Below are 20,860 nucleotides of genomic sequence, written 5' to 3'. Positions count from 1 at the left end.
GTGACACCGTAAATTAGTGCAATTTTTCTGGCCGAAGTCCTGAAATACCTTGCCAGGCTTGCCATGTTATTATTGATTCAATCAAATGGTGCTCAGATAAAAAATAAATATCCCTGGAATATTCACGATTTCGTGTAATGGCAGAGTCTCCTGCAGTTAACAAAAAATCTGACAAATCACGAATAAATCCTGTTGTAGTTGTGTAGTCTCCTGCCAGCATCCTTCCGGCTATCTCAACAAACTCTTTTTCTGTTAACAAAGGATAGGTTGAGCGGTCCATTATTATTTCCTGCTGTTATTTTTATGGATATTGCTGTGTGTGAAATGATTTATACCGTTTTTTATTTAAATTAACACCATAAGAAAATTCTGATTGCGCAAACTCAGGAAAAAATGGTTTCACGCTATTCATGCTATTTATTAATTACTATAAAAATCCTTTATTAAATTTTGTGGGGATTTTTAACGTTAAAGGAAGAGGTTCCTTTTCATAAAATATGAAAAAGCACGCCAAATCAAACGATGCGGTTTACATCATGGGCAGGAACGCCAGGAATTTTCCGGGCGTCCATGCTTAAGCAGAACTGGCGAGAGGGTGAAAAACAGAAGGTAAGACTGATGATGTGTTAATGCATTTTTAAGTTAAAAAATTGAATTTTTTTTATTAACAACCAGAGAAAATTCAAGACTGGAAACGCATAGCCAACTGGTTTTATTGAGTAAGAATCGTATTAAGTTGCGCAAGATCCTGCTTAATTTGTTGAATAGATTGTGAAAATTTTTCATCAGACATTAATGGCAGACAGTAAACCGTGCTCAGCACTTCTGCGCCGTGCGCGTTGGCGATTACCCGCATCGGTATGTAAAGTTCTTTGCCTGTTCCGCTGTCTACCCAGTGATCCATCACCCCGAATGGGTTATGAGAGGTGAAGCGAATCCTGACGTTACCGGATGGTCCTCGCGCCCGCCAATGATTACCCTCCGGTTCCGGCGTGCCGCTGCATAATCCAGTAGCCCATCTGGAAAAAAATTCCGGCTTCCAGATAGTTTCATAAAGATCTAACCAGTTACGCGCGATAGTGATGCTAATGGTTTGTGAGGGCAGCATGGTATCTCCTGACACGGACAGAAAAAGCCATTAAAGCATGAGGAGGATAAAGGGAAAATGTCACAACGGTAGAAGTGTAGAACTGGCATAGTTTTGCGTAAAGTACGAGCAAGCAGGAGCGCTGCCCGTCAGCAATAAATCAGGTAAAGTTGCCGCGAGCCGAAACAGATTCAACCTCGCCACAGCCATCCGCGTGACGTAAGACAAAACTGTCAGATTGCGCCATCACTGCACAACTGTGATTGGGAAAAATACGTAGCAGGCTGCCAATAGCAGGCCGAACGTTTTGCCAGACAAGAAAGCCATGCTCTTCAGAAAGCTTACTAACATCATAGGTATTTCCCATCTCATCTACTGCTACGCCGAATCCGCTGGCGTTAGTGCCGTGCGGCCCTTTATCAGAGCTCAACATTTTTGATCCGGCATCAACAATGACGAAATGTTCATTTACTGCCACCACACGTGTAATGACGCTAAGCGCCAAATCATCTACCTGGCACAATCCCAGACGACAAGCGGTAAGATCGAGTAATGCATAATTTCCTGGACGGATTTCGTCTGTGCCTGGGACAACATCGGCAGCCAGCGCGGTGGGTGTTGACCCCACAGAGATTGGGCAAAAATCGAAACCAGCATTGTGAAGTTTTACCTGTAACGCATGCATCAGCTGTGCTTCTTGCTGCGCGATTATGCAAATCGCCGCAGCGTTCCCAGCCCCATAAGCGTGACCGGCGTGTGACACTAATCCGGCAAAGCGCAGCCCATATTTCCTAAGCGATTGTGCCAGTTGCAGCGCGTCATTGTTGTGTGGATTAACACCGATACGATGCAAACCTACATCGACCTTAATCATGATGCTAAGATCGCAATCGGGTTGCTGGCGCTGTGCTTCAGCTATCGCCGCGACGCCTTGCAACGCATCGACAATCAAAGTGATTTTCGCCTGATATTTCGCAGCCGTAAGCAATAGTTCAGCGATGCTCTCTGCCCGCACCACGGGGTAGGCCAGCAGCAGATCGCGCTCTCCGCCCAGTAAAAAACTAACGCCTTCACTTGGCTTCGAAACGGTTATGCCATGCGCACCTAATTCTCGCTGTCGGCGTGCGATGAACACACTTTTATGCGTTTAAATATGAGGTCGTAACGCTACGCCAGCCTCATCGGCTTTTGCCTGCATATGTCGAAGATTCAGTTCAAGCTGTTGTGCATTAATTTCGATGTAAGGCGTAAGACGATCGTCAAAGAGGGGGCGTTGCCAGTTGGCTGAGCTGTTCATATCCATACGATATTCCTGCATTCGCTAATGAAAAACAGCCATCATTCATTAATTCTGGCTTAAACACCAGTAAGCCTTTGGGCGCCGTTTTCTGCCAGCCGCCACCTAAACTTTCCATTAAAAAATTATCACCAGAGCGATAACTGAGCAGAACTTCTTTTTTTGTGGCGATGCGATACCTGTTGCCTTCTGCTAATGATCATTCTTCCACGCGACGTATGAGCAGGCATCTAATAACGTACCTTCCGGCATAAAAGGCGGCGCTGTTTTTGTCAAAGCTGTTTTTCGTTAATAATTACAGGCAACATGTTGAGAATAAAAATAAAAAGCAGGCACCGGGCCTGCTTTCGGATTAAACATAAAGTGATGCTTCGCCTGGCGGACGCGTTTTAAAGCGGCGATGCAGCCAAAGATATTGCTCTGGCGCACGCAGAATTTGATTTTCAATAACCTTATTCATGTAAGCCGCAGCCGCAGTTTCGTCATTGTGGGGATAATTTTCTAATATCGGCTCAATGATCAGCTGATAACCATCATTATTCGGATTACGAATGAGCACGATGGGAATCATCGCTGGTTTCGCCAGACGTGACAGAACAAACGTTCCGTTGGTGGTAGCGGCTTTTTCAACGGCGAACAGCGGTGCAAACGTACTGCCTTTCGGACCATAATCCTGATCGGGCGCAAACCACACGGATTCACCTTGTTTCAGAGCATGCACCATGCCGCGTAAATCGCGACGATCAATCATTGCCTTATTGGAACGCATTCGACCTTTAGTCTGTACATATTCCATGGCGCGATTATTGTGAGGACGATACATCGCCATCATGGGCTGGCACAAACCGCTAATACGGCCACCCAGCTCAAGTGACATAAAATGAACGCCAATCAGCATCACGCCACGCCTTTCATTCTGCGCAGAGTGCAGATTCGCGAGGCCCGACACATGAAAAAGCCGCTTTACTGCGCGATCCGACCAGAACCAGGCGATACCGGTTTCTGCCAGCGCCATGCCTAGCGAGGCGAAATTCCCGGCGATCATGCGTTCGGTTTCTTCTTCGCTGATGCGAGGAAAACAGAGTTGAATGTTGCGGCGAGTGATACGTTCGCGGCGCTGCAAAAAATGACGAGAGAGCTTACCTGCACCCGACCCAAGGCGGATTAAAACAGGATAAGGGAGCTGGACTAATAGCCAAAGCAAGCCAAGCCCGAACCAGGTGAACCAGTAACGTGGATGCAGCAGCGAGGTGCTAAATTTCCCGGTGATTTTCATTGCTAACCTTTATGAGATAAATGGATGTATCGCATAAAGAGCATTTCCCTAAGTCCCCAAGCGTTACAACTGTACTGATTTTTGACCAGCACTTTATCAAAAAGTGCCTTCAAAAAAAGATAAACTCCAGAATCTTCAGGATTGAGCAGATTCATGGATGAAACATTAAAGAGTTATTAAAGTGAAAGCTTGAAATTAAAAATGATAAAAAACAGCGAGTTAAGCGGGTCCGCGGTGATGTTTAAAACGTAAGAAATTATTTTTTAAGACCTGTCTGGAAATTATTTTTCATGAAAGCTTACGTGTTATTTACTTTTCTGAGAAAAAAGCAACTTAAATGAGAAGTAAAAATAAGCTGGACGTTTAATAAACAAGCCATCTGGGCGGCCTGACGCCGAAGCAGCCGTAAATAAATGTGCCGTATGCAAGAAGAAAAATGATAAAAATGCAATCTCTCCCGGTTTTTCAGAAAAGGTCAGAAATTATCATGCGCGGGAGGAGTATCATAAAATCGATTATTGTGGGCTAGTTTAATTTTTCTGGCCTAATTATTTAACTATAAGAACCTATCCCAAAAGGAATTGTCAGATCGTAAATATTGGCAATTTTTGAGGGCGAAGTATGGCGGGCAACAAGTGGCAGATCAGCGATGAACTCTGGGAGAAAATGGCTCCACTTCTCCCGGAACATAAAACCCACCATCCGCTGGGCACGCATCGTAGACGTGTTGATAATCGTGCCGCAATGAACGCCATTTTCTTTGTGCTCAGAACCGGTTGCCAATGGAATGCCCTGAATGCCACGGATATTTGCTCATCCAGCTCAGCCCACCGCCGCTTTCAGGAATGGCGGGATGCTGGAGTATTTGAACGCTTCTGGCAAAACGGGCTGCTTGCCTGCGAGAAGCGGGATGCCATTGACTGGTCATGGTTGTCGATGGATGGCTGCATGACAAAATCGCCCCTTGCAGGCTCAAAAAAACAGGTCGCAACCCGACTGACAGGGGGAAGCAGGGAGTAAAGCGGAGCCTGATGACCGACGGGAACGGGCTTCCGCTCTCGCTGGCTGTCGCAGGGGCAAATACCCACGACATAAAACTGGTTGAAGATACGCTGGACGCGCTACAGACCGGCAGGCCGGGTCGCAGGCTGCATCTGTGTATGGACAAAGGCTATGAGGCTGAATGGGTGGAAATTTGTTTGAAAGCTCGTCGTTATGAACCTCATATCCAGTCGGGGAAAGAGGAGTCTGAGGCAATTAAAAACAGCGAGTTCAGGGCTCATCGTTGGGTTGTGGAAAGAACGCATAGCTGGATGAATCGCTTTCGCCGCATACTGACGCGATGGGAGAAGAAAGTCGAAAACTACGAGGCGATGCTGCATTTTGCTTGCAGCATCATTGTCTGGAATAAAATCCTTTTGGGATAGGTTCTAAAAGTATAACACAGAACCTCCAGTGGATGGGAAGAAAAGAGCTCATAATGCTTATCACTGTTGGGCCGATTTGATAAAACTGTTAAATAACAAAAAGATCCTGGAATCTTGATAAATTTAATCAATATTTCCCACGACCATAGTCTTTCTGTTTTGCATAAAGCAGTGGAAACTCCCGATTTTTCCAGAGAGAAATGTTCTGTCAACGTTTATCCAGTATTACACTATTCTGTTATTTATTAGGCTGAATATTTGGATGAAGAGATTTTTTATTGGATTTATTTTAGCTATGGACTCGCGTCAGACAGATTGATTATTTTAACTATAAATTTATTAAAAATAAGCCAGGTTATTGAAAAGTCGCATGGCAAACCTAAGAAAATCAGCATACTTGTACAACGCATTAGTATAACCATGATTATCATTCAGGTTGGCGTTCATGGTATATTTCTTCTTTTTTATCATGTAGGTAGCCTTTGCGGAGTATCGATTAAAGAATACGCTGTTTATGGTAATTAAATAAATGTCTGCGTATCGGACGTTGCTAGCATATTGAATTGCGGCGGTAAATATTAATAGTACCGTTATTTTTAGCGTATTTACGGTTTCGTCTAAGAAAAAATACTGAATGATTACACTGGGCGATAAAGCTGAGCGAATATTCGCGTGCGAGTAAATTTATTCTCAGGGTAAAAATTTTAGCCATATGCCTGGAATAACGGGATAAAAACCTTGTGGGTTAACTGTCATTTTCTGCATCTTTATGCTAGCTCCTTATAACAAAAAAGCCCGACTAGGTGCGGGCTTTACTGATGATTTGCTGCTTAGCGATTTTTAGTGCGTCGTTACTCGATATTGAATCTGATTATTGAGTATCTCACCTGAAGTCTTTTTGCTTTTGGATAATGGTTTTGGCTAATGATCGAGGGGTACACACTTGTGTACACCCAAAAACCGGGTGCCCATTGGTGGTGATGATGTCGCTACCGATGTAAAACTGGCCCACCTGCCGATGTAAATCTGACCCACCTAGGGTAAAAATGGCAGTTTTAAGGCACTGCCAATGATGACATTGGAGACCAGAGTGGAGATTAGTGTTTTACACCGTCAGGGCATGTCGATACGCGCCATCGCGCGCCAGCTTTCATGCTCTCGTGAGACCGTTCGCAGATATATTCGTAGCCCGCTGCCCGTAGCGGATATGCGCTACAAGCCTCGCGCACCCAGCCCCTGCAAGCTTGACCCGTTCAAGACCTATATCCTTGAGCGCGTGGCCGCTGCCAGGCCCCTCTGGATACCCGCCAGTGTGCTGCTGCGCGAGATCCGTCAGCGTGGTTACGAGGGTGGTTACAGCATGCTGACCGCTTTCCTGCACCCCATTAAGCAGCCCGTCACTGAAGAGGTAACACGCTTCGAGACCGAGCCTGGCTTTCAGATGCAAGTTGATTTCACCATCATCAGACTCGGTCATAACCCATTGCTGGCCTTTGTCGCCACGCTGGGCTGGAGCCGCGCGACTTTCGTCAAGTTTTACAGCAACCAGGACTCCGCTGCCTGGTGTGACGGCATTGAGTCTGCGCTCAGGTTCTTCGGCGGGACGCCGCATCAGCTGCTGTTCGACAACGCCAAGGCCATCATCATTGAGCGCGATGTCTACGGCCCCGGTAAGCATCGCTGGAACCCGCAGTTGATGCACGTCGCCGAGAAGTATGCCTTTACTCCCAAGGTCTGCCGACCCTATCGCGCCAAGACCAAGGGTAAGGTTGAGCGGTTTAACCATTACCTCAAGAACAGCTTTATCGTGCCTCTTACCGCGACCTTCCGGCAGGCCGGGCTGGTACTGGATGTACCTGCTGCCAACACACGCATCGGCGAGTGGCTGGTCACCGTCGCGAACACACGAGTGCATGGCACCACAGGCGTACCGCCTGAGCAGCGCATGCCGCGCGAGCGTGCTGCGCTATTGCCGTTACCGAAGGTCACGTTGGCATTGCCTGCACCTGTCCCAGCGCTCAGCCAGCGTCCGGTGCCGACCGAGAGCCTGCAACATCCTCTGGCAACGTACCAGGCCTTGCTCGAGGTGCCAGCATGAACCTTCAACATGATCGTATTGCCGCGCTCTGCGAGCAACTCAAGCTCGACCGCCTGCCGGCAGAGTGGCCGGGTGTGGCACAGGCGACCATCGACAACAGCGGCACGCATGCCGACTTCCTGGAAGCCGTTTTGCAGCTCCAGCATGATGGCCAGAACGAACGGCGTCGCCAGACCATTTTGCGGTTATCAGGCCTGCCGGTGATAAAAACACTGGAGCAGTTCGATTACGCCTATGCCAGTGGCGTTCCACGAAGTCAGATCCAGGAGTTGGCGGGTCTGACATTTATCGAACGTCAGGAGAACGTTGTCCTGCTCGGGCCTTCTGGCGTCGGCAAAACGCACCTGGCGACCGCCATTGGCTATAAGGCCGCGATGGCGGGTTTAAGCATTCGGTTCATTACCGCCGCCGACATGATGCTGCAACTGATGGCGTCACATCGTCAGGGTGACCTGAAGGGCTACCTGAACCGCGTCGTAGGTAAACCTAAGCTGTTGATCATCGACGAAGTGGGATATCTGCCGTTCGGTAAAATGGAGGCGAACCTGTTCTTCCAGGTAGTCGCTAAACGGTATGAGTCAGGCAGCGTGATCCTGACCAGCAACCTGCCGTTTACGCAGTGGTCCGGAACGTTTGGTGATGACGAGACACTGACGGCAGCGATGCTGGATCGGCTGCTTCACCATGCGCATATCGCCCAAATCAGCGGCCAAAGCTATCGACTGAAAGATAAGCTGAAAAGCGGTCAACTCCAGAAGAAAACGAAAGCAACAACGCTCGAATGATTCAAAGGGGGTGGGTCAGTTTTACTTTGGCAGGGTGGGTCAGAATTCGATCGGTATTGACATGATGATAATACGATCTCCTCCGTTAGCGCGCACGAATGATGCGTACTTTTCCTGCGCACCATCATGCGTACTTGAATCTGCGTACCTCTAATTACCTTTACATGCCGCGTCAAGGAATCGGCTTGAGTGCCTTGGCCTCTATGGCATTCATGCACACACTATCATTAACAAAGTAAAGGTGAATAAAAGTAAATGTGGGCTAAACGCACAACTGCGTTCGCGGATTCAGGGTGAGAACTAGTTGTTATGCTGGAAGCCGTTTTGGAAACCTCAGAATGGAAACCGGCTGTTTTGGTGGATACCGAAGTGGATGCTGCGCTGGTGGATACTTAGCAATTTAGCCGTAAGGGCATAGTAGGTAAGAATCTCTGCCTGTGTTGCCAACCTGCCAAGTGATTTTTAAGTCTCTACTTCATCCCACCTTTCTACCTTTTCGTTTCGCTCTAACCTCCTCATAAGGTTTCGATACAGGCAGCTTATCAATCCACAGATCGATTTCTTTCCAGTTATACATGCATGAACTATTTGGCGTTGGCTCACCTATGGGAGAGAAGTGCTTGTAATGCTTGCCTTCAAACCAAGAATTCTCACGAGCTCTTTTTATAGTTCCTTTCTTCAACCCGGTAATACCCATTAATACATGCTCAGTCACCCACTTCGCTGGCGTGAGAAAGATAGTTGGTTCGTCGCACATTCAGTAAACCCTTGAAGATAACAAGAACAACTTGTTTATGAGTTGAAACTTCTACGCTATGTAAGAAGGGTGCGAAGGTCAACAAATCGCCCCGCCCGTTCAGGGAATTATTTTAGCGCACCGCATTGATATGAATAGATCCCCTTTCGCACACGCATCATACACATACAAAAACATGTCGTTCAGTTGGTTCAGTTTGCAAAGATGGTTGTTTTAAAAGGATTAATTTTAAAAAAGTGAACCAACAAAACCACGAATTGAACCAACAAACCATGCCAGTTGAACCAACATAAGCAAGTGTCTTACACTGTCTTACGATGTTAAAATGCTCACTTTACTATGATACTGGTGGCCAATGAGCAAATCCCTTTCCGTTACCTTCCGTGTACCTGCTGAATTAAGCGAGGCTTTTACCGGTGCTGTGAGTGCTGCTGGTGGAGATAAAACCGCTTGGCTGCTTCAGCACTAATTGGCGGTAAGCAGGGCATACCCCCTTTGCCATATGACGAGCCTTCTGTGATTCGTATTGTCGAAGAGGCTATCGCTCAAGGGTTCGATAATGGGCGAATTATTGCAGAACGACTTAATGAAGCTGGATATCAGACTAGGGCAGGAAAGGCATGGGACAAGGATATTTATAGTGTCTGGAAGAGAAGACAGAATGCTGAATCTAGGTGAATAATAGTTCTAAGATTATTAGACTGGTAGTCTTCGCGTGATTTGATAACTCTTTCTTATGCCGGTGTGAAATGTCTAAGCCAATTGATGATCCCTACTTTCAGTCCTTACTCAGAGAGCTCACTTCTCTTCCTAAAGAAACCGAATGGGCTGGGTTCAAAAGTAACTCCATAAGGGCTGAGGATTTGGGCGAATATATTTCCGCTCTTGCTAACTCAGCAGCCCTTGAAGGTAAGACAAAAGCATATATGGTGTGGGGAGTCGATGACGAGACTCACCAAGTCAGTGGGACCGATTTTAAGCCATCCATAGAGAGGCATAAACAACAAGAGCTTGAAAGCTGGTTATTGCAAAACCTTGAGCCAAAGATTGATTTTACCTTTAACGAATTCCTTTCTATCGAACAAAAGCCCGTAGTTATCCTAGAAATACCAGCAGCGCAGCATACTCCTGTAAGATTTCTTGGTGTTGAATATATCCGCATTGGTTCTTATAAAAAACCCTTAGGAAAGCATGCTGAAAAGGAGCGATCTCTTTGGCGTGTTTTTGACAGAAAGCCATGGGAATTTCGCATTGCTAAGGAAAAATGCGGTATTGATGAGGTATTAAGAACCTATCCCAAAAGGATTTTATTCCAGACAATGATGCTGCAAGCAAAATGCAGCATCGCCTCGTAGTTTTCGACTTTCTTCTCCCATCGCGTCAGTATGCGGCGAAAGCGATTCATCCAGCTATGCGTTCTTTCCACAACCCAACGATGAGCCCTGAACTCGCTGTTTTTAATTGCCTCAGACTCCTCTTTCCCCGACTGGATATGAGGTTCATAACGACGAGCTTTCAAACAAATTTCCACCCATTCAGCCTCATAGCCTTTGTCCATACACAGATGCAGCCTGCGACCCGGCCTGCCGGTCTGTAGCGCGTCCAGCGTATCTTCAACCAGTTTTATGTCGTGGGTATTTGCCCCTGCGACAGCCAGCGAGAGCGGAAGCCCGTTCCCGTCGGTCATCAGGCTCCGCTTTACTCCCTGCTTCCCCCTGTCAGTCGGGTTGCGACCTGTTTTTTTGAGCCTGCAAGGGGCGATTTTGTCATGCAGCCATCCATCGACAACCATGACCAGTCAATGGCATCCCGCTTCTCGCAGGCAAGCAGCCCGTTTTGCCAGAAGCGTTCAAATACTCCAGCATCCCGCCATTCCTGAAAGCGGCGGTGGGCTGAGCTGGATGAGCAAATATCCGTGGCATTCAGGGCATTCCATTGGCAACCGGTTCTGAGCACAAAGAAAATGGCGTTCATTGCGGCACGATTATCAACACGTCTACGATGCGTGCCCAGCGGATGGTGGGTTTTATGTTCCGGGAGAAGTGGAGCCATTTTCTCCCAGAGTTCATCGCTGATCTGCCACTTGTTGCCCGCCATACTTCGCCCTCAAAAATTGCCATTATTTACGATCTGACAATTCCTTTTGGGATAGGTTCTAAGTAAAAAACGCCCCAGTAACTGGGGCGCTATATTATTTCGGCATAGCGTCCAGAGGAATAATGGCCCCGCGATGCTGAATCACCGTACTGGCGATAAGGTGACCGCGATCAGCGGCTGCTTCTGGCGATGCGCCCGTCAGACGTAGAGAGAGATACCCGGCGCTAAACGAGTCACCTGCCGCAGTGGTATCGATGATTTTTTCTTTTGCCAGGCGCACGGCTGCTACATCAATTAATGAATTATCATCAATGGCCACCAGACAAGATTCCGCGCCGCGCTTGATAACGATTTCGCTGACACCCGCTGCCCGTGTACGCGCGATCACCTCACTAAGCGGTTGCTCGCCCCACAGAAAATGCTCATCATCTAACGTCAAAAAAGCCATATCGGTACAGTTCAGCATGTTGCGATAAGCCGTCTGCGTTTCGGTTTTGTCGAACCACAAATGTGGACGATAGTTATTATCGAAAATGATCTTGCCGCCGTTAGCGCGACAACGCGCCAGCAATGCCATTAGCTTGTCACGGCTGGAAACGGGCAGAATCGCCAGACTGATGCCACTTAAATACAGATAATCGTAACGTTCTAGCTGCTGGCAAATCCTGTCACTCTCGGGGCTATCGAGCCAGTAACGGGCGGCGGCGTCGCTGCGCCAGTACCAGAAAGTGCGTTCGCCATGCGGGTCCGTTTCAATGACATACAACCCCGGCATTTTATTATCCAGCCGCTGAATCAGCCCGGTTTTGACTTTTTCCTGTTGCCAGGCAGCGATCATTTTATCGCTGAAGGTATCCGTACCCAGCGCGGTGACGTAATCCACGCTTAGTTGAGTGTCATCAACCTGGCGAGCCATGTATACCGCTGTGTTTAGCGTGTCGCCGCCAAAACCGCGCTTAATGTTTTCACCCTTTTCGGACAGTTCAATCATGCATTCGCCAATAATGGCGATTTTTTTTTGCGTCATGGTTTTCGGCCTATAGTGGAATATCGCCCTAGTCTTACGTCTGGTATGGCAGACGTCAATGATTTTAAAACGCCGTTTTAATTCCACTTAAGTCGTGATAGCACTCCTATCGGCCTGATAAAGCGAACAAGTTTCGGCTTGTTTTAGCGATTATCTCGGTAACCTTATTGGTACACTCAACGATTTATTATCGCTAAAAGATAAATAAAGTTATCCCGATTACGACCGATAATTGCCGCTGGGTTGCCGCATCCAGGCGCTTGCCCCCAACCAGGAAAATATCATGGTGATGAAGAGCATAAGTCCCAGGCTCCCTTCTTCGACTGACTACAATCCCTCGCAGAAAACGCGCCTTTTCTGGCAGCAGTGCCAGCGATTTTACACTTTTCAGCCGATATATCAGGTATCGGGACGGTTGCTGGCTATTGAACTGCTGGCCGCGATAACACACCCGTCCGCGCCGAAAAAGAAGCTGTCGTCGGAAAACTATTTCGCCGCACTTAATATTACGCAACGGCTGCATGTGATGCATGAGCAGCTGGAGTTATTAACCCAGTGGTCGGCCTTTTTTGAGCGAACAAATATTGTTGCGTCAGTAAATATTGATAGCCCTTCGCTGCTGTCGATTCAAAAACATCCATCAATCCGCCGCCTGATCGCACGTTTGCCGTGGGTGCGATTTGAGCTGACCGAACACCACGTGTTGCCGCAGAAAGAGATTGTGGCGCAGATGCCAGAGCTGGGCCCGCTGTGGCTGGATGATTTCGGTTGTGGTATGGCGAATTTCTCCGCGCTGACCGAGCTGAAGTACGATTATATTAAGCTGTCGCGCGAGCTGTTTATTTTGCTGCGTAAAACAGATGAAGGGCGCAGCTTGTTTTCCATGCTGCTGGCGTTAATCAACCATTATTGCAACGGGGTCATTGTCGAAGGGGTTGAAACGGAGGAAGAGTGGCAGCAAGTGCAATCCTCTCCAGCCATCGCGGCACAAGGGTATTTCTTTTCAAAGCCGGTTCCTTTTTCTGAGTTAAATCATCTTTCTGTCCAGCTTCTCTGATGTCGTTCCTCGCTGTCTCGTCTATCTTTAACGGAGACCGTGGCAGGGTAAGGAGAAAGCGAAATGACGCGTACGGGAAAAATTGTTAGCTGGATCGTCGGGATTTTTTTGTTGCTGGTTGTGGTGATTATCGTAGTGATTGCCACCTTTGACTGGAATCGTCTGAAGCCAACCAACAACCAGAAAGTCTCGACTGAACTGAATCGTCCTTTTGCCATTCGTGGTGATTTGGGCGTGGCCTGGGAGCGCAACCGCGAAGAACCTGGCTGGCGTAGCTGGGTGCCATGGCCGCATCTGCATGCGCAGGACATTATGTTGGGCAACCCGCCCGAAATTCCCGATGTGACTATGGTTCATTTACAGCGCGTGGACGCCACACTGGCACCGTTAGCCCTGCTGCATAAAGAAGTTTTTATCCCGTGGATTAAACTGGAGCAGCCCAATGCGCGCCTGATCCAAACAGCGGATAAGAAGAATAACTGGACGTTTAATCTTGCCAACAGCGGCAGTCAAAAAGATGAAAACGCTGCGCCGTCAGCATGGTCATTCCGCCTTGATAATATTTTGTTCGATCAGGGACAAATTCGTTATCGCGACGCCATTAACAAAGCGGACGTTACGGTGAAGATTAATCCGCTGGGTAAGCCGGTGCCTTATGCACAGATAGCCGGTGGCGACGATAAGCAAAAGGGCGCGGGTGATTTCGTCTTTGGCTGGCAGGCGAAGGGCACTTACAAAAATGAACGGTTGGATGGCGAGGGCAAAATTGGCGGCATGTTGTCGCTGCGCAGCCAGACGACTCCTTTCCCGATTCAGGCGGATGTACGCAACGGTACTACGCGTGTACAGATAACGGGCGGATTAACCGATCCCATGAACCTGGGCGGGCTGGATGTGCGCTTGCGCTTTTCTGGCGATACGCTGGCTAACCTGTACGGTTTAACCGGTGTGCTGCTGCCGGACACGCCGCCGTACGAAACAGATGGTCATCTGATTGCTAAATTCGCGGGTGAGAAGGGGCCGGTATTCCAGTATGAAAAATTCAACGGCCATATTGGCGACAGCGATATTCACGGGTCGCTGACGTACACCCAGGGTAAGCCGCGCCCTGGACTGAAGGGCGAACTGACATCAAACCAGCTACGAATGGCCGATCTGGGTCCGCTGATTGGCGTGAAGTCGGGTAAAGGCAGCGAGAAAACCGAGCAGGCTAAAGCACGACGCGGCGATAAATCAACGCAGCCAGCCGATCGCGTATTGCCGCATGACAAGTTCGATACTAAAAACTGGGACGTGATGGATGCCGATGTGAAGTTCAGCGGCAAGCGTATTGAGCACAGTAATTCGCTGCCGTTAAGCGATCTTTATACCCATTTGCAGCTTAAGAACGGTGACCTGCTGTTAGATCCGCTGCGCTTTGGCATTGCGGGCGGTAATCTGAATAGCACCATTCATCTGGCAGGCGATCATTCGCCGATGCGCGGTCGTGCAGATATTCACGCACGTAAACTGCGTCTGCGCCAGTTGTTCCCTGACGTTGAGGCCATGCAAAACAGCCTGGGGCAACTGAATGGGGATGCCAGCCTCACCGGCAAGGGTAATTCAGTGGCAGATTTACTGGCGACCAGCAATGGGCAGCTAAAACTGCTGATGAATGATGGTTTGATTAGCCGCAACCTGATGGAGATTGCCGGTCTGAATGTCGGTAACTACGTGGTTGGTAAACTGTTTGGCGACGATCAAGTACAGATTAACTGCGCGGCTACCGACATTAAACTGCAAAACGGCTTAGCAACGCCCAATCTGTTTGTCTTTGATACCGAGAACGCGGTGATCAATATTAGCGGTAACGCTAATTTCGCCAGTGAACGCATGGATCTTTCTATTAATCCAGAAAGTAAGGGCGTCCGCATCATCACGCTGCGATCGCCGCTCTATGTGCGTGGCACGTTCAAAAATCCAGACGCTGGTGTGAAAAGCGGGCCGCTGATTGCACGCGGCGCTGCGGCGGTGGCGTTAGGTGCCGTTGTGGCGCCTGCTGCTGCGCTGCTGGCACTGATTTCACCGAGCGATAACGAAGATAATCAGTGCAGCAATATTTTGCAGCAGATGAAAAATAAGAAGTGATCAGGTGCGGTAAAGCACTTTAATGATGTGATAACCAAACGCGGTTTTCACCGGTCCATAAGGCGTTAACAGTGGGCAGGTGAAAACCGCTTTATCAAAAGCCGGGACCATCTGTCCCTGGCGGAACTCACCTAAATCACCGCCATTTCGCCCGGAGGGGCAGGTTGAGTGTTTCTTTGCCAGTTGTTGGAAATTGCCGCCTTTTTCCAGTTTCGCCAATAACGCTTTAGCCAGCGCTTCCTCTTTCACGAGGATGTGTAAAGCCGCTGCGGTTTTCGCCATGTCGGTGTCTCGTTGTGTATAATCGTCGCCCATTATAACCCTATCTTTCGACCTGTAGGGGCGTGGGTTGCCTCTCCCGTGACTTATTAACGTCAGTTGCCAGAGCCTGTCTGGCTGCCGTCGTTCGAAAGCAGGTGTGATACCTTTTTCTCTGCCAACTGAGTGAATTTCCGTTATGCGTCTAAACCCCGGCCAACAACGTGCTGTCGAATTTGTCACCGGCCCCTGCCTGGTGCTGGCGGGTGCGGGATCGGGAAAAACCCGCGTCATTACCAATAAAATTGCGCACCTGATCCGGGAATGTGGTTATCAGGCACGTCATATTGCGGCGGTGACCTTTACCAATAAAGCCTCGCGTGAAATGAAGGAGCGTGTGGCGCAAACGCTGGGCCGCAAAGAAGCTCGTGGCTTGATGATTTCCACTTTCCATACTCTGGGTCTGGAGATCATTAAACGCGAAACGGCCGCGCTGGGCATCAAATCGAACTTTTCGCTGTTTGACGATCAGGATCAACTTGCCTTGCTTAAAGAGTTGACCAAACAGTGGCTGGAGGAAGATAAGTCCCAGCTGCAGCTGCTGATCTCTACTATCTCAGGCTGGAAAAACGATCTTGTCGATCCGCCACGTTCTGCTGCGCTGGCGCGTTCCGAACGCGATAATATTTTTGCCCATTGCTATGCCCTGTATGATCAACATCTGAAAGCCTGCAACATCCTGGATTTTGATGATTTAATTTTGTTGCCGACGCTACTGCTGCAGCGCAATGCGGAAGTGCGCGAACGCTGGCAGCAGCGTATTCGTTATCTGCTGGTCGATGAGTATCAGGATACCAATACCAGCCAGTATGAACTGGTCAAGCTGTTGGTCGGCGCGCGTGCGCGCTTTACCGTGGTGGGCGATGACGATCAGTCAATCTATTCGTGGCGCGGCGCACGACCACAAAATTTGGTGCTGTTAAAAGACGATTTTCCGGCGCTGGAAGTTGTCAAACTTGAACAGAATTACCGTTCATCACAGCGCATTCTCAAAGCGGCCAACATTCTGATCGCCAATAACCCGCACGTGTTTGAAAAGCGCTTGTTTTCCGAACTGGGTCCAGGAAATCAGCTAAAGGTGCTGACTGCGAATAACGAAGAGCATGAAGCGGAGCGCGTTGCGGGTGAGTTGATCGCGCATCACTTTATCCACAAGACAGCTTACAAAGATTACGCCATTCTTTATCGCGGCAATCATCAGTCACGCGTATTTGAAAAGCAGCTGATGCAGAACCGCATTCCGTATCGTATTTCGGGTGGTACTTCATTTTTCTCGCGCCCGGAAATCAAAGATTTACTGGCCTATTTACGCGTATTAACTAACCCCGATGATGACAGCGCGTTTCTGCGCATTGTTAATACGCCACGTCGCGAGATTGGTCCGGCTACGCTGCAAAAATTGGGCGAATGGGCCAGTCTTCGTAACAAAAGTCTGTTTAACGCCAGCTTTGACGTTGGGCTGGGGCAAACGCTGAACGGACGTGGACTGGAGCATTTGCAACGCTTTACGCATTGGCTGAATGAGATCATTCAACTTACCGGGCGCGAACCCGTCAATGCGGTGCGTGACCTGATTCGCGGTATTGATTATGAAAGCTGGCTGTTTGAAACATCTGGCAGTCCAAAAGCCGCTGAAATGCGCATGAAAAATGTTAATACGCTGTTCCAGTGGATGACCGAAATGCTGGAAGGTACCGATCTGGATGAGCCGATGACGCTGGCTCAGGTGGTGACGCGTTTTACCCTGCGCGACATGATGGAACGTGGTGAGAACGATGAAGAACTGGATCAGGTTCAGCTGATGACGCTCCATGCCTCAAAAGGGCTGGAGTTTCCGTATGTTTACCTGGTCGGCATGGAAGAAGGTTTACTGCCGCATCAGAGCAGCATCGATGAGAATAATATCGAAGAAGAACGGCGTCTTGCCTATGTAGGCATCACGCGGGCGCAGAAAGAGCTGACCTTTACCCAGTGTCGCGAGCGGCGTCAATACGGTGAGCTGGTACGGCCGGAGGTAAGCCGCTTTTTACTTGAGCTGCCGCAGGACGATGTGGTGTGGGAAACCGAGCGCAAAGCAGTGAGCGCCGAGGAGCGCATGAAAACGGGTCAGAGCCGCGTAGCCGGATTACGGGCAATGCTGGAAAAAGCAAAGAAAGCGTAAGGTGAGTTTATCGGACGATGGGCGTTGGGCATAGGCAGCCATCAGTAGAAACAGCGGGTTCGACTCAGGAAAGGGTGAGGAGCCAGTGAACATAGGATTGATAGTGGCTCTCTTGCTCAAGCAATTCAGCCCGCAACGGGTGTATATCCAGCCAGCCAGCCGGTAACGTCACATGCAGCGCATCATCATCCGCCTGCAATCGCACCGCGGGTAACGTATCGTCGCGTCGACGACTCGAAAAAATAATCGCTAACCGCAGTAAACGACACATACGCTCTGCTAAACGTGGCGGCACGGCGTTTTGCTGAGTCAGCAATGCCAGATCAATACTGCCGCTTTGATTTTGCAGCAGGCAGGCCAACAGTTTTTTCTGAGCGGGCGTAAAGCCGGGAAGGTCGAGATGACGAACGAGGTAAGCTGCGTGTTGAGGAGCCTGACGGAAATCGACGCTCAGGCCGATTTCATGAATGGCGCAGGCGCTAAGCAGTAAATCACGACAGCGCTGATTGAGTTTCCATGGCGTGCTGACCTGACGGAAAAAACTTTCCGCCAGCTGACGTACGCGCCCGGCCTGCTCAATGTCAATACTGAAGCGGCGTTGAACATTTTGCAGCGTACGAGTGCGAATATCGCGATCGATCGGCAAATGTAGCATACCGTAAACCAGCCCTTCCCGTAGCGCGCCGCCTGCCAACGTCATGCTTTCGATACGCAGTTCCTGGAAAATAGCGATCAAAATAGACAGGCCGCTGGGGAAAACCAATGCGCGTTCCAGCGTCAGGCCTTCAATCTCCAGCTCTTCTAACTTGCCACACTGAATGGCACGCTGTTTTAGCTGCTGAAGTTTACTCAGGGTGATGCGCTCATCCATCCCTTGTGCCACCATGATTTCCTGTAGCGCCTGAACGGTGCCCGACGCGCCTACGCAGGCTTGCCAGCCTTGTTCGCACAGTTGTGCCGCAACGGGCTGAATCATTTCGCGTGCCGCCTGTTCAGCCTGTGCAAAATTTTCTTTTGCCAGATGGCGATCGCTGAAAAAACGCTCCAGCCAGGTCACGCAACCCATCGGCAAGCTGAACAGCACTGTGGCGTGAGAGCCGTCGCCAGTCGCTAATTCGGTGCTGCCGCCACCAATATCCACAACTAAACGCCGATCGGAACCGCCAGTCGTATGCGCCACGCCCTGATAAATCAGGCGAGCTTCTTCTTCGCCGCTGATGACGTTGATGTCACAACCGAGAATTTGCTGCGCAGTTTCAAGGAACTGTTGTGCGTTGGCCGCAAGACGCAGCGTGGCGGTTGCCACGACGCGAATTTGATCAAAGGGAATATCCTGCAGCTGTTCAGAAAACAGCTTGAGACACTGCCAGCCGCGCGTCATCGCTTCGGCTGACAACTGGTTACTCTTATCCAGACCTGCAGCAAGGCGCACCTTGCGCTTAATTTTCGCGACGGTCTGAATACTGCCAGACACTTCGCGCACCACCAACATATGAAAGCTGTTAGAACCTAAATCAATCGCAGCATAAAGTGACGATGCGCTTAGCATGGTGAGCTTAACTCGAACGTTTACGGTTGTTGTTACGTGGCGCGCCGCGACGGTTGCTATTGTTGCCGCCACGACGAGGTCCGTTGCCCGAACGGCTACGCGCCAGACGTTTTGGCGGTGGCAATTCGCTCAGCAGTGCATTGCTGTTGTATTTGCTGACCGGAATATTGTAACCAATATATTCTTCAATGCCGGGCAGGTTCAGCGCATATTCTTCGCACGCCAGGCTGATGGAATGACCACTGGCACCGGCACGTCCGGTTCGGCCAATGCGGTGAACGTAGTCTTCGCGATCGTCCGGCAGGTCGTAGTTAAAGACGTGGGTGACAGCAGGAATATGCAGGCCACGTGCGGCAACATCGGTAGCAACCAGAATATCGACATCACCTTTGGTGAAGTCATCAAGGATACGCAATCGTTTTTTCTGTGCTACATCACCGGTTAATAAACCGACGCGATGACCATCGGCGGCCAAATGGCCCCAAATATCTTCACAGCGATGTTTGGTGTTAGCGAAAATGATTGCGCGATCGGGCCACTCTTCTTCCAGCAAGGTTTGCAGAAGACGCATTTTCTCTTCGTTAGACGGATAGAAAAGCTCTTCTTTGATGCGGTGTCCGGTTTTTTGCTCGGGTTCCACTTCGACATATTCGGCGTTGTTCATGTGCTCAAACGCCAGTTCACGCACGCGATAGGAAAGGGTGGCAGAAAACAGCATGCTCAGACGCTGGGTAGCAGCCGGCATACGGCGGAACAGCCAGCGAATATCTTTAATAAAGCCGAGATCGAACATGCGATCGGCCTCGTCCAGCACCATTACCTGAATAGCGCCGAGGTTAACGTGATTCTGTTTCGCGTAGTCGATTAAGCGACCGGTGGTGGCGATCAGAATATCAACGCCATTTTCCAGCACTTTAAGCTGTTTGTCATAGCCATCGCCGCCATAAGCCAGGCCGAGCTTCAGCCCGGTTGAGGAGGCCAGGGGTTCTGCGTCGGCATGGATTTGCACCGCGAGTTCACGCGTTGGTGCCAGAATTAATGCGCGTGGCTGATTGACCTGACGACCTTCCGCCGCAGGGTTTGAGAGAAGATGATGAAACGTTGACGTCAGAAACGCCATCGTTTTGCCGGTACCGGTTTGCGCCTGACCTGCGACATCACGCCCTGAAAGCGTAAAAGGCAGTGCTAACGCCTGAATCGGCGTACAGTTATGAAAGCCTTTCTTATCAAGGGCTTCCACCACCAGAGGGTGCAGGGCGAAGTCGGAAAACTTCTGGTCGGTTAAGTTTGTTTTGCTCATAGTGTGGTAGAATATCAGCTTATTATCGCTTTACGAAAGCGTATCCTATGAAATAAAGTCAACCTACATTGGTATATTTTACGCCAATTCGCCAGGCATAATCTTGTGGAGTAAAACATGAGCAGCGATAAAATCGTTCACCTGACCGATGACAGTTTCGACACCGACGTGCTAAAAGCTGACGGCGTTACACTGGTAGATTTCTGGGCTGAATGGTGTGGTCCTTGCAAAATGATCGCCCCGATTCTTGATGAAGTCGCAGAAGAGTACGATGGTAAACTGACCATTGCTAAGCTGAACATCGACGACAATCCAGGCACCGCGCCGAAATACGGTATTCGTGGTATTCCGACGCTGCTACTGTTTAAAAACGGTGAAGTCGCCGCGACCAAAGTGGGCGCTTTGTCCAAAGGTCAACTGAAAGAGTTCCTGAACGCCAACCTGGCCTAATCGGGGCCGAACGTTCAGCACGGGCGAATTTTTTCCCTGCCGCTGGA

At 49.4% G+C, this 20,860-nt stretch carries 17 protein-coding genes and 3 pseudogenes; 10 read left to right on the top strand and 10 right to left on the bottom strand.

Translation table 11 applies throughout. From position 1 onward, the window contains the following. Positions 1 to 13 precede the first annotated feature (13 nt). From H2P46_RS18335 to lpxP, 4 genes and pseudogenes are all read right to left on the bottom strand, one after another. Entirely contained in the window at positions 14 to 280 is a 267-nt protein-coding gene (locus H2P46_RS18335; protein ID WP_193406300.1) for a hypothetical protein, read from the bottom strand. 432 nt (positions 281 to 712) lie between these two features. Continuing rightward, complete coding sequence (locus H2P46_RS18330) at positions 713 to 1,108, bottom strand: polyketide cyclase (protein WP_193406299.1); 396 nt, start codon at positions 1,106 to 1,108, stop codon at positions 713 to 715. 139 nt (positions 1,109 to 1,247) lie between these two features. After that, positions 1,248 to 2,390, bottom strand: a pseudogene (locus tag H2P46_RS23340) (alanine racemase). A gap of 346 nt (positions 2,391 to 2,736) precedes the next feature. Beyond that, complete coding sequence (gene lpxP, locus H2P46_RS18320) at positions 2,737 to 3,660, bottom strand: kdo(2)-lipid IV(A) palmitoleoyltransferase (protein ID WP_193406298.1); 924 nt, start codon at positions 3,658 to 3,660, stop codon at positions 2,737 to 2,739. 621 nt (positions 3,661 to 4,281) lie between these two features. On the opposite strand from lpxP, the pseudogene H2P46_RS18315 reads away from it, so the two are divergent. The 4 genes and pseudogenes from H2P46_RS18315 (at position 4,282) to istB (ending at position 7,970) form a co-directional block, all read left to right on the top strand. Further along, positions 4,282 to 5,087, top strand: a pseudogene (locus H2P46_RS18315) (IS5 family transposase). Positions 5,088 to 5,345: 258 nt separating this feature from the next. Beyond that, a complete protein-coding gene (locus tag H2P46_RS18310; protein WP_193406297.1) occupies positions 5,346 to 5,612 on the top strand; it encodes a hypothetical protein in 267 nt (88 codons plus the stop codon). Positions 5,613 to 6,156: 544 nt separating this feature from the next. After that, a complete protein-coding gene (istA, locus tag H2P46_RS18305) occupies positions 6,157 to 7,185 on the top strand; it encodes an IS21 family transposase (protein WP_193403210.1) in 1,029 nt (342 codons plus the stop codon). After that, positions 7,182 to 7,970, top strand: coding sequence for an IS21-like element helper ATPase IstB (gene istB / locus H2P46_RS18300; RefSeq protein WP_193403211.1), 789 nt, complete (start codon positions 7,182 to 7,184; stop codon positions 7,968 to 7,970). The genes istA and istB overlap by 4 nt, the downstream gene beginning before the upstream one ends. A gap of 475 nt (positions 7,971 to 8,445) precedes the next feature. On the opposite strand, the gene xisR is transcribed toward istB, so the two are convergent. Further along, on the bottom strand, positions 8,446 to 8,727 hold the full coding sequence (gene xisR / locus H2P46_RS18295) for an excisionase family protein (protein ID WP_193406296.1): 282 nt from the start codon (positions 8,725 to 8,727) through the stop codon (positions 8,446 to 8,448). 355 nt (positions 8,728 to 9,082) lie between these two features. On the opposite strand from xisR, the pseudogene H2P46_RS18290 reads away from it, so the two are divergent. Continuing rightward, positions 9,083 to 9,405, top strand: a pseudogene (locus H2P46_RS18290) (hypothetical protein). Positions 9,406 to 9,476: 71 nt separating this feature from the next. Beyond that, complete coding sequence (locus tag H2P46_RS18285) at positions 9,477 to 10,082, top strand: AlbA family DNA-binding domain-containing protein (protein WP_193406295.1); 606 nt, start codon at positions 9,477 to 9,479, stop codon at positions 10,080 to 10,082. On the opposite strand, the gene H2P46_RS18280 is transcribed toward H2P46_RS18285, so the two are convergent. After that, positions 10,019 to 10,824 (bottom strand): IS5 family transposase gene (locus H2P46_RS18280; RefSeq protein WP_193403474.1). Its coding sequence is split into 2 segments (ribosomal slippage): positions 10,019 to 10,471 and positions 10,474 to 10,824, totalling 804 coding nucleotides; the frame shifts between segments, so codons are not numbered across the junction. The genes H2P46_RS18285 and H2P46_RS18280 overlap by 64 nt on opposite strands. 94 nt (positions 10,825 to 10,918) lie before the next feature. Further along, positions 10,919 to 11,851: a 2-dehydro-3-deoxygluconokinase gene (gene kdgK / locus H2P46_RS18275; RefSeq protein ID WP_193406294.1), complete on the bottom strand. Its 933-nt coding sequence runs from the start codon at positions 11,849 to 11,851 to the stop codon at positions 10,919 to 10,921. 283 nt (positions 11,852 to 12,134) lie between these two features. Here kdgK and pdeH point away from each other — a divergent pair, with 283 nt between their 5' ends. Then, complete coding sequence (gene pdeH / locus H2P46_RS18270) at positions 12,135 to 12,908, top strand: cyclic-guanylate-specific phosphodiesterase (protein ID WP_193406293.1); 774 nt, start codon at positions 12,135 to 12,137, stop codon at positions 12,906 to 12,908. 63 nt (positions 12,909 to 12,971) lie between these two features. Further along, complete coding sequence (locus tag H2P46_RS18265; protein ID WP_193406292.1) at positions 12,972 to 15,035, top strand: AsmA family protein; 2,064 nt, start codon at positions 12,972 to 12,974, stop codon at positions 15,033 to 15,035. On the opposite strand, the gene ppiC is transcribed toward H2P46_RS18265, so the two are convergent. Continuing rightward, positions 15,036 to 15,317, bottom strand: coding sequence for a peptidylprolyl isomerase PpiC (gene ppiC, locus H2P46_RS18260; RefSeq protein ID WP_193406357.1), 282 nt, complete (start codon positions 15,315 to 15,317; stop codon positions 15,036 to 15,038). 175 nt (positions 15,318 to 15,492) lie between these two features. Between ppiC and rep the strand changes: the two genes are divergently transcribed. Continuing rightward, the gene (gene rep, locus H2P46_RS18255; RefSeq protein ID WP_193406291.1) at positions 15,493 to 17,514 is read left to right on the top strand and encodes a DNA helicase Rep; all 2,022 of its coding nucleotides are present in this window, start codon (positions 15,493 to 15,495) and stop codon (positions 17,512 to 17,514) included. Between the two features lie 64 nt (positions 17,515 to 17,578). Here the strand turns inward: rep and ppx are convergent, their stop codons facing one another. Next, a complete protein-coding gene (gene ppx / locus H2P46_RS18250) occupies positions 17,579 to 19,063 on the bottom strand; it encodes an exopolyphosphatase (RefSeq protein WP_193406356.1) in 1,485 nt (494 codons plus the stop codon). Between the two features lie 7 nt (positions 19,064 to 19,070). Continuing rightward, entirely contained in the window at positions 19,071 to 20,363 is a 1,293-nt protein-coding gene (gene rhlB, locus H2P46_RS18245) for an ATP-dependent RNA helicase RhlB (RefSeq protein WP_193406290.1), read from the bottom strand. Positions 20,364 to 20,480: 117 nt separating this feature from the next. Between rhlB and trxA the strand changes: the two genes are divergently transcribed. Continuing rightward, entirely contained in the window at positions 20,481 to 20,813 is a 333-nt protein-coding gene (gene trxA / locus H2P46_RS18240) for a thioredoxin TrxA (protein ID WP_003851963.1), read from the top strand. The last annotated feature ends 47 nt before the right edge of the window (positions 20,814 to 20,860 follow it).

Source organism: Mixta mediterraneensis, from assembly GCF_014946725.1.
GTDB classification, from domain to species: domain Bacteria; phylum Pseudomonadota; class Gammaproteobacteria; order Enterobacterales; family Enterobacteriaceae; genus Pantoea; species Pantoea mediterraneensis.
This window is presented reverse-complemented; position numbering and strand designations above follow the sequence as displayed.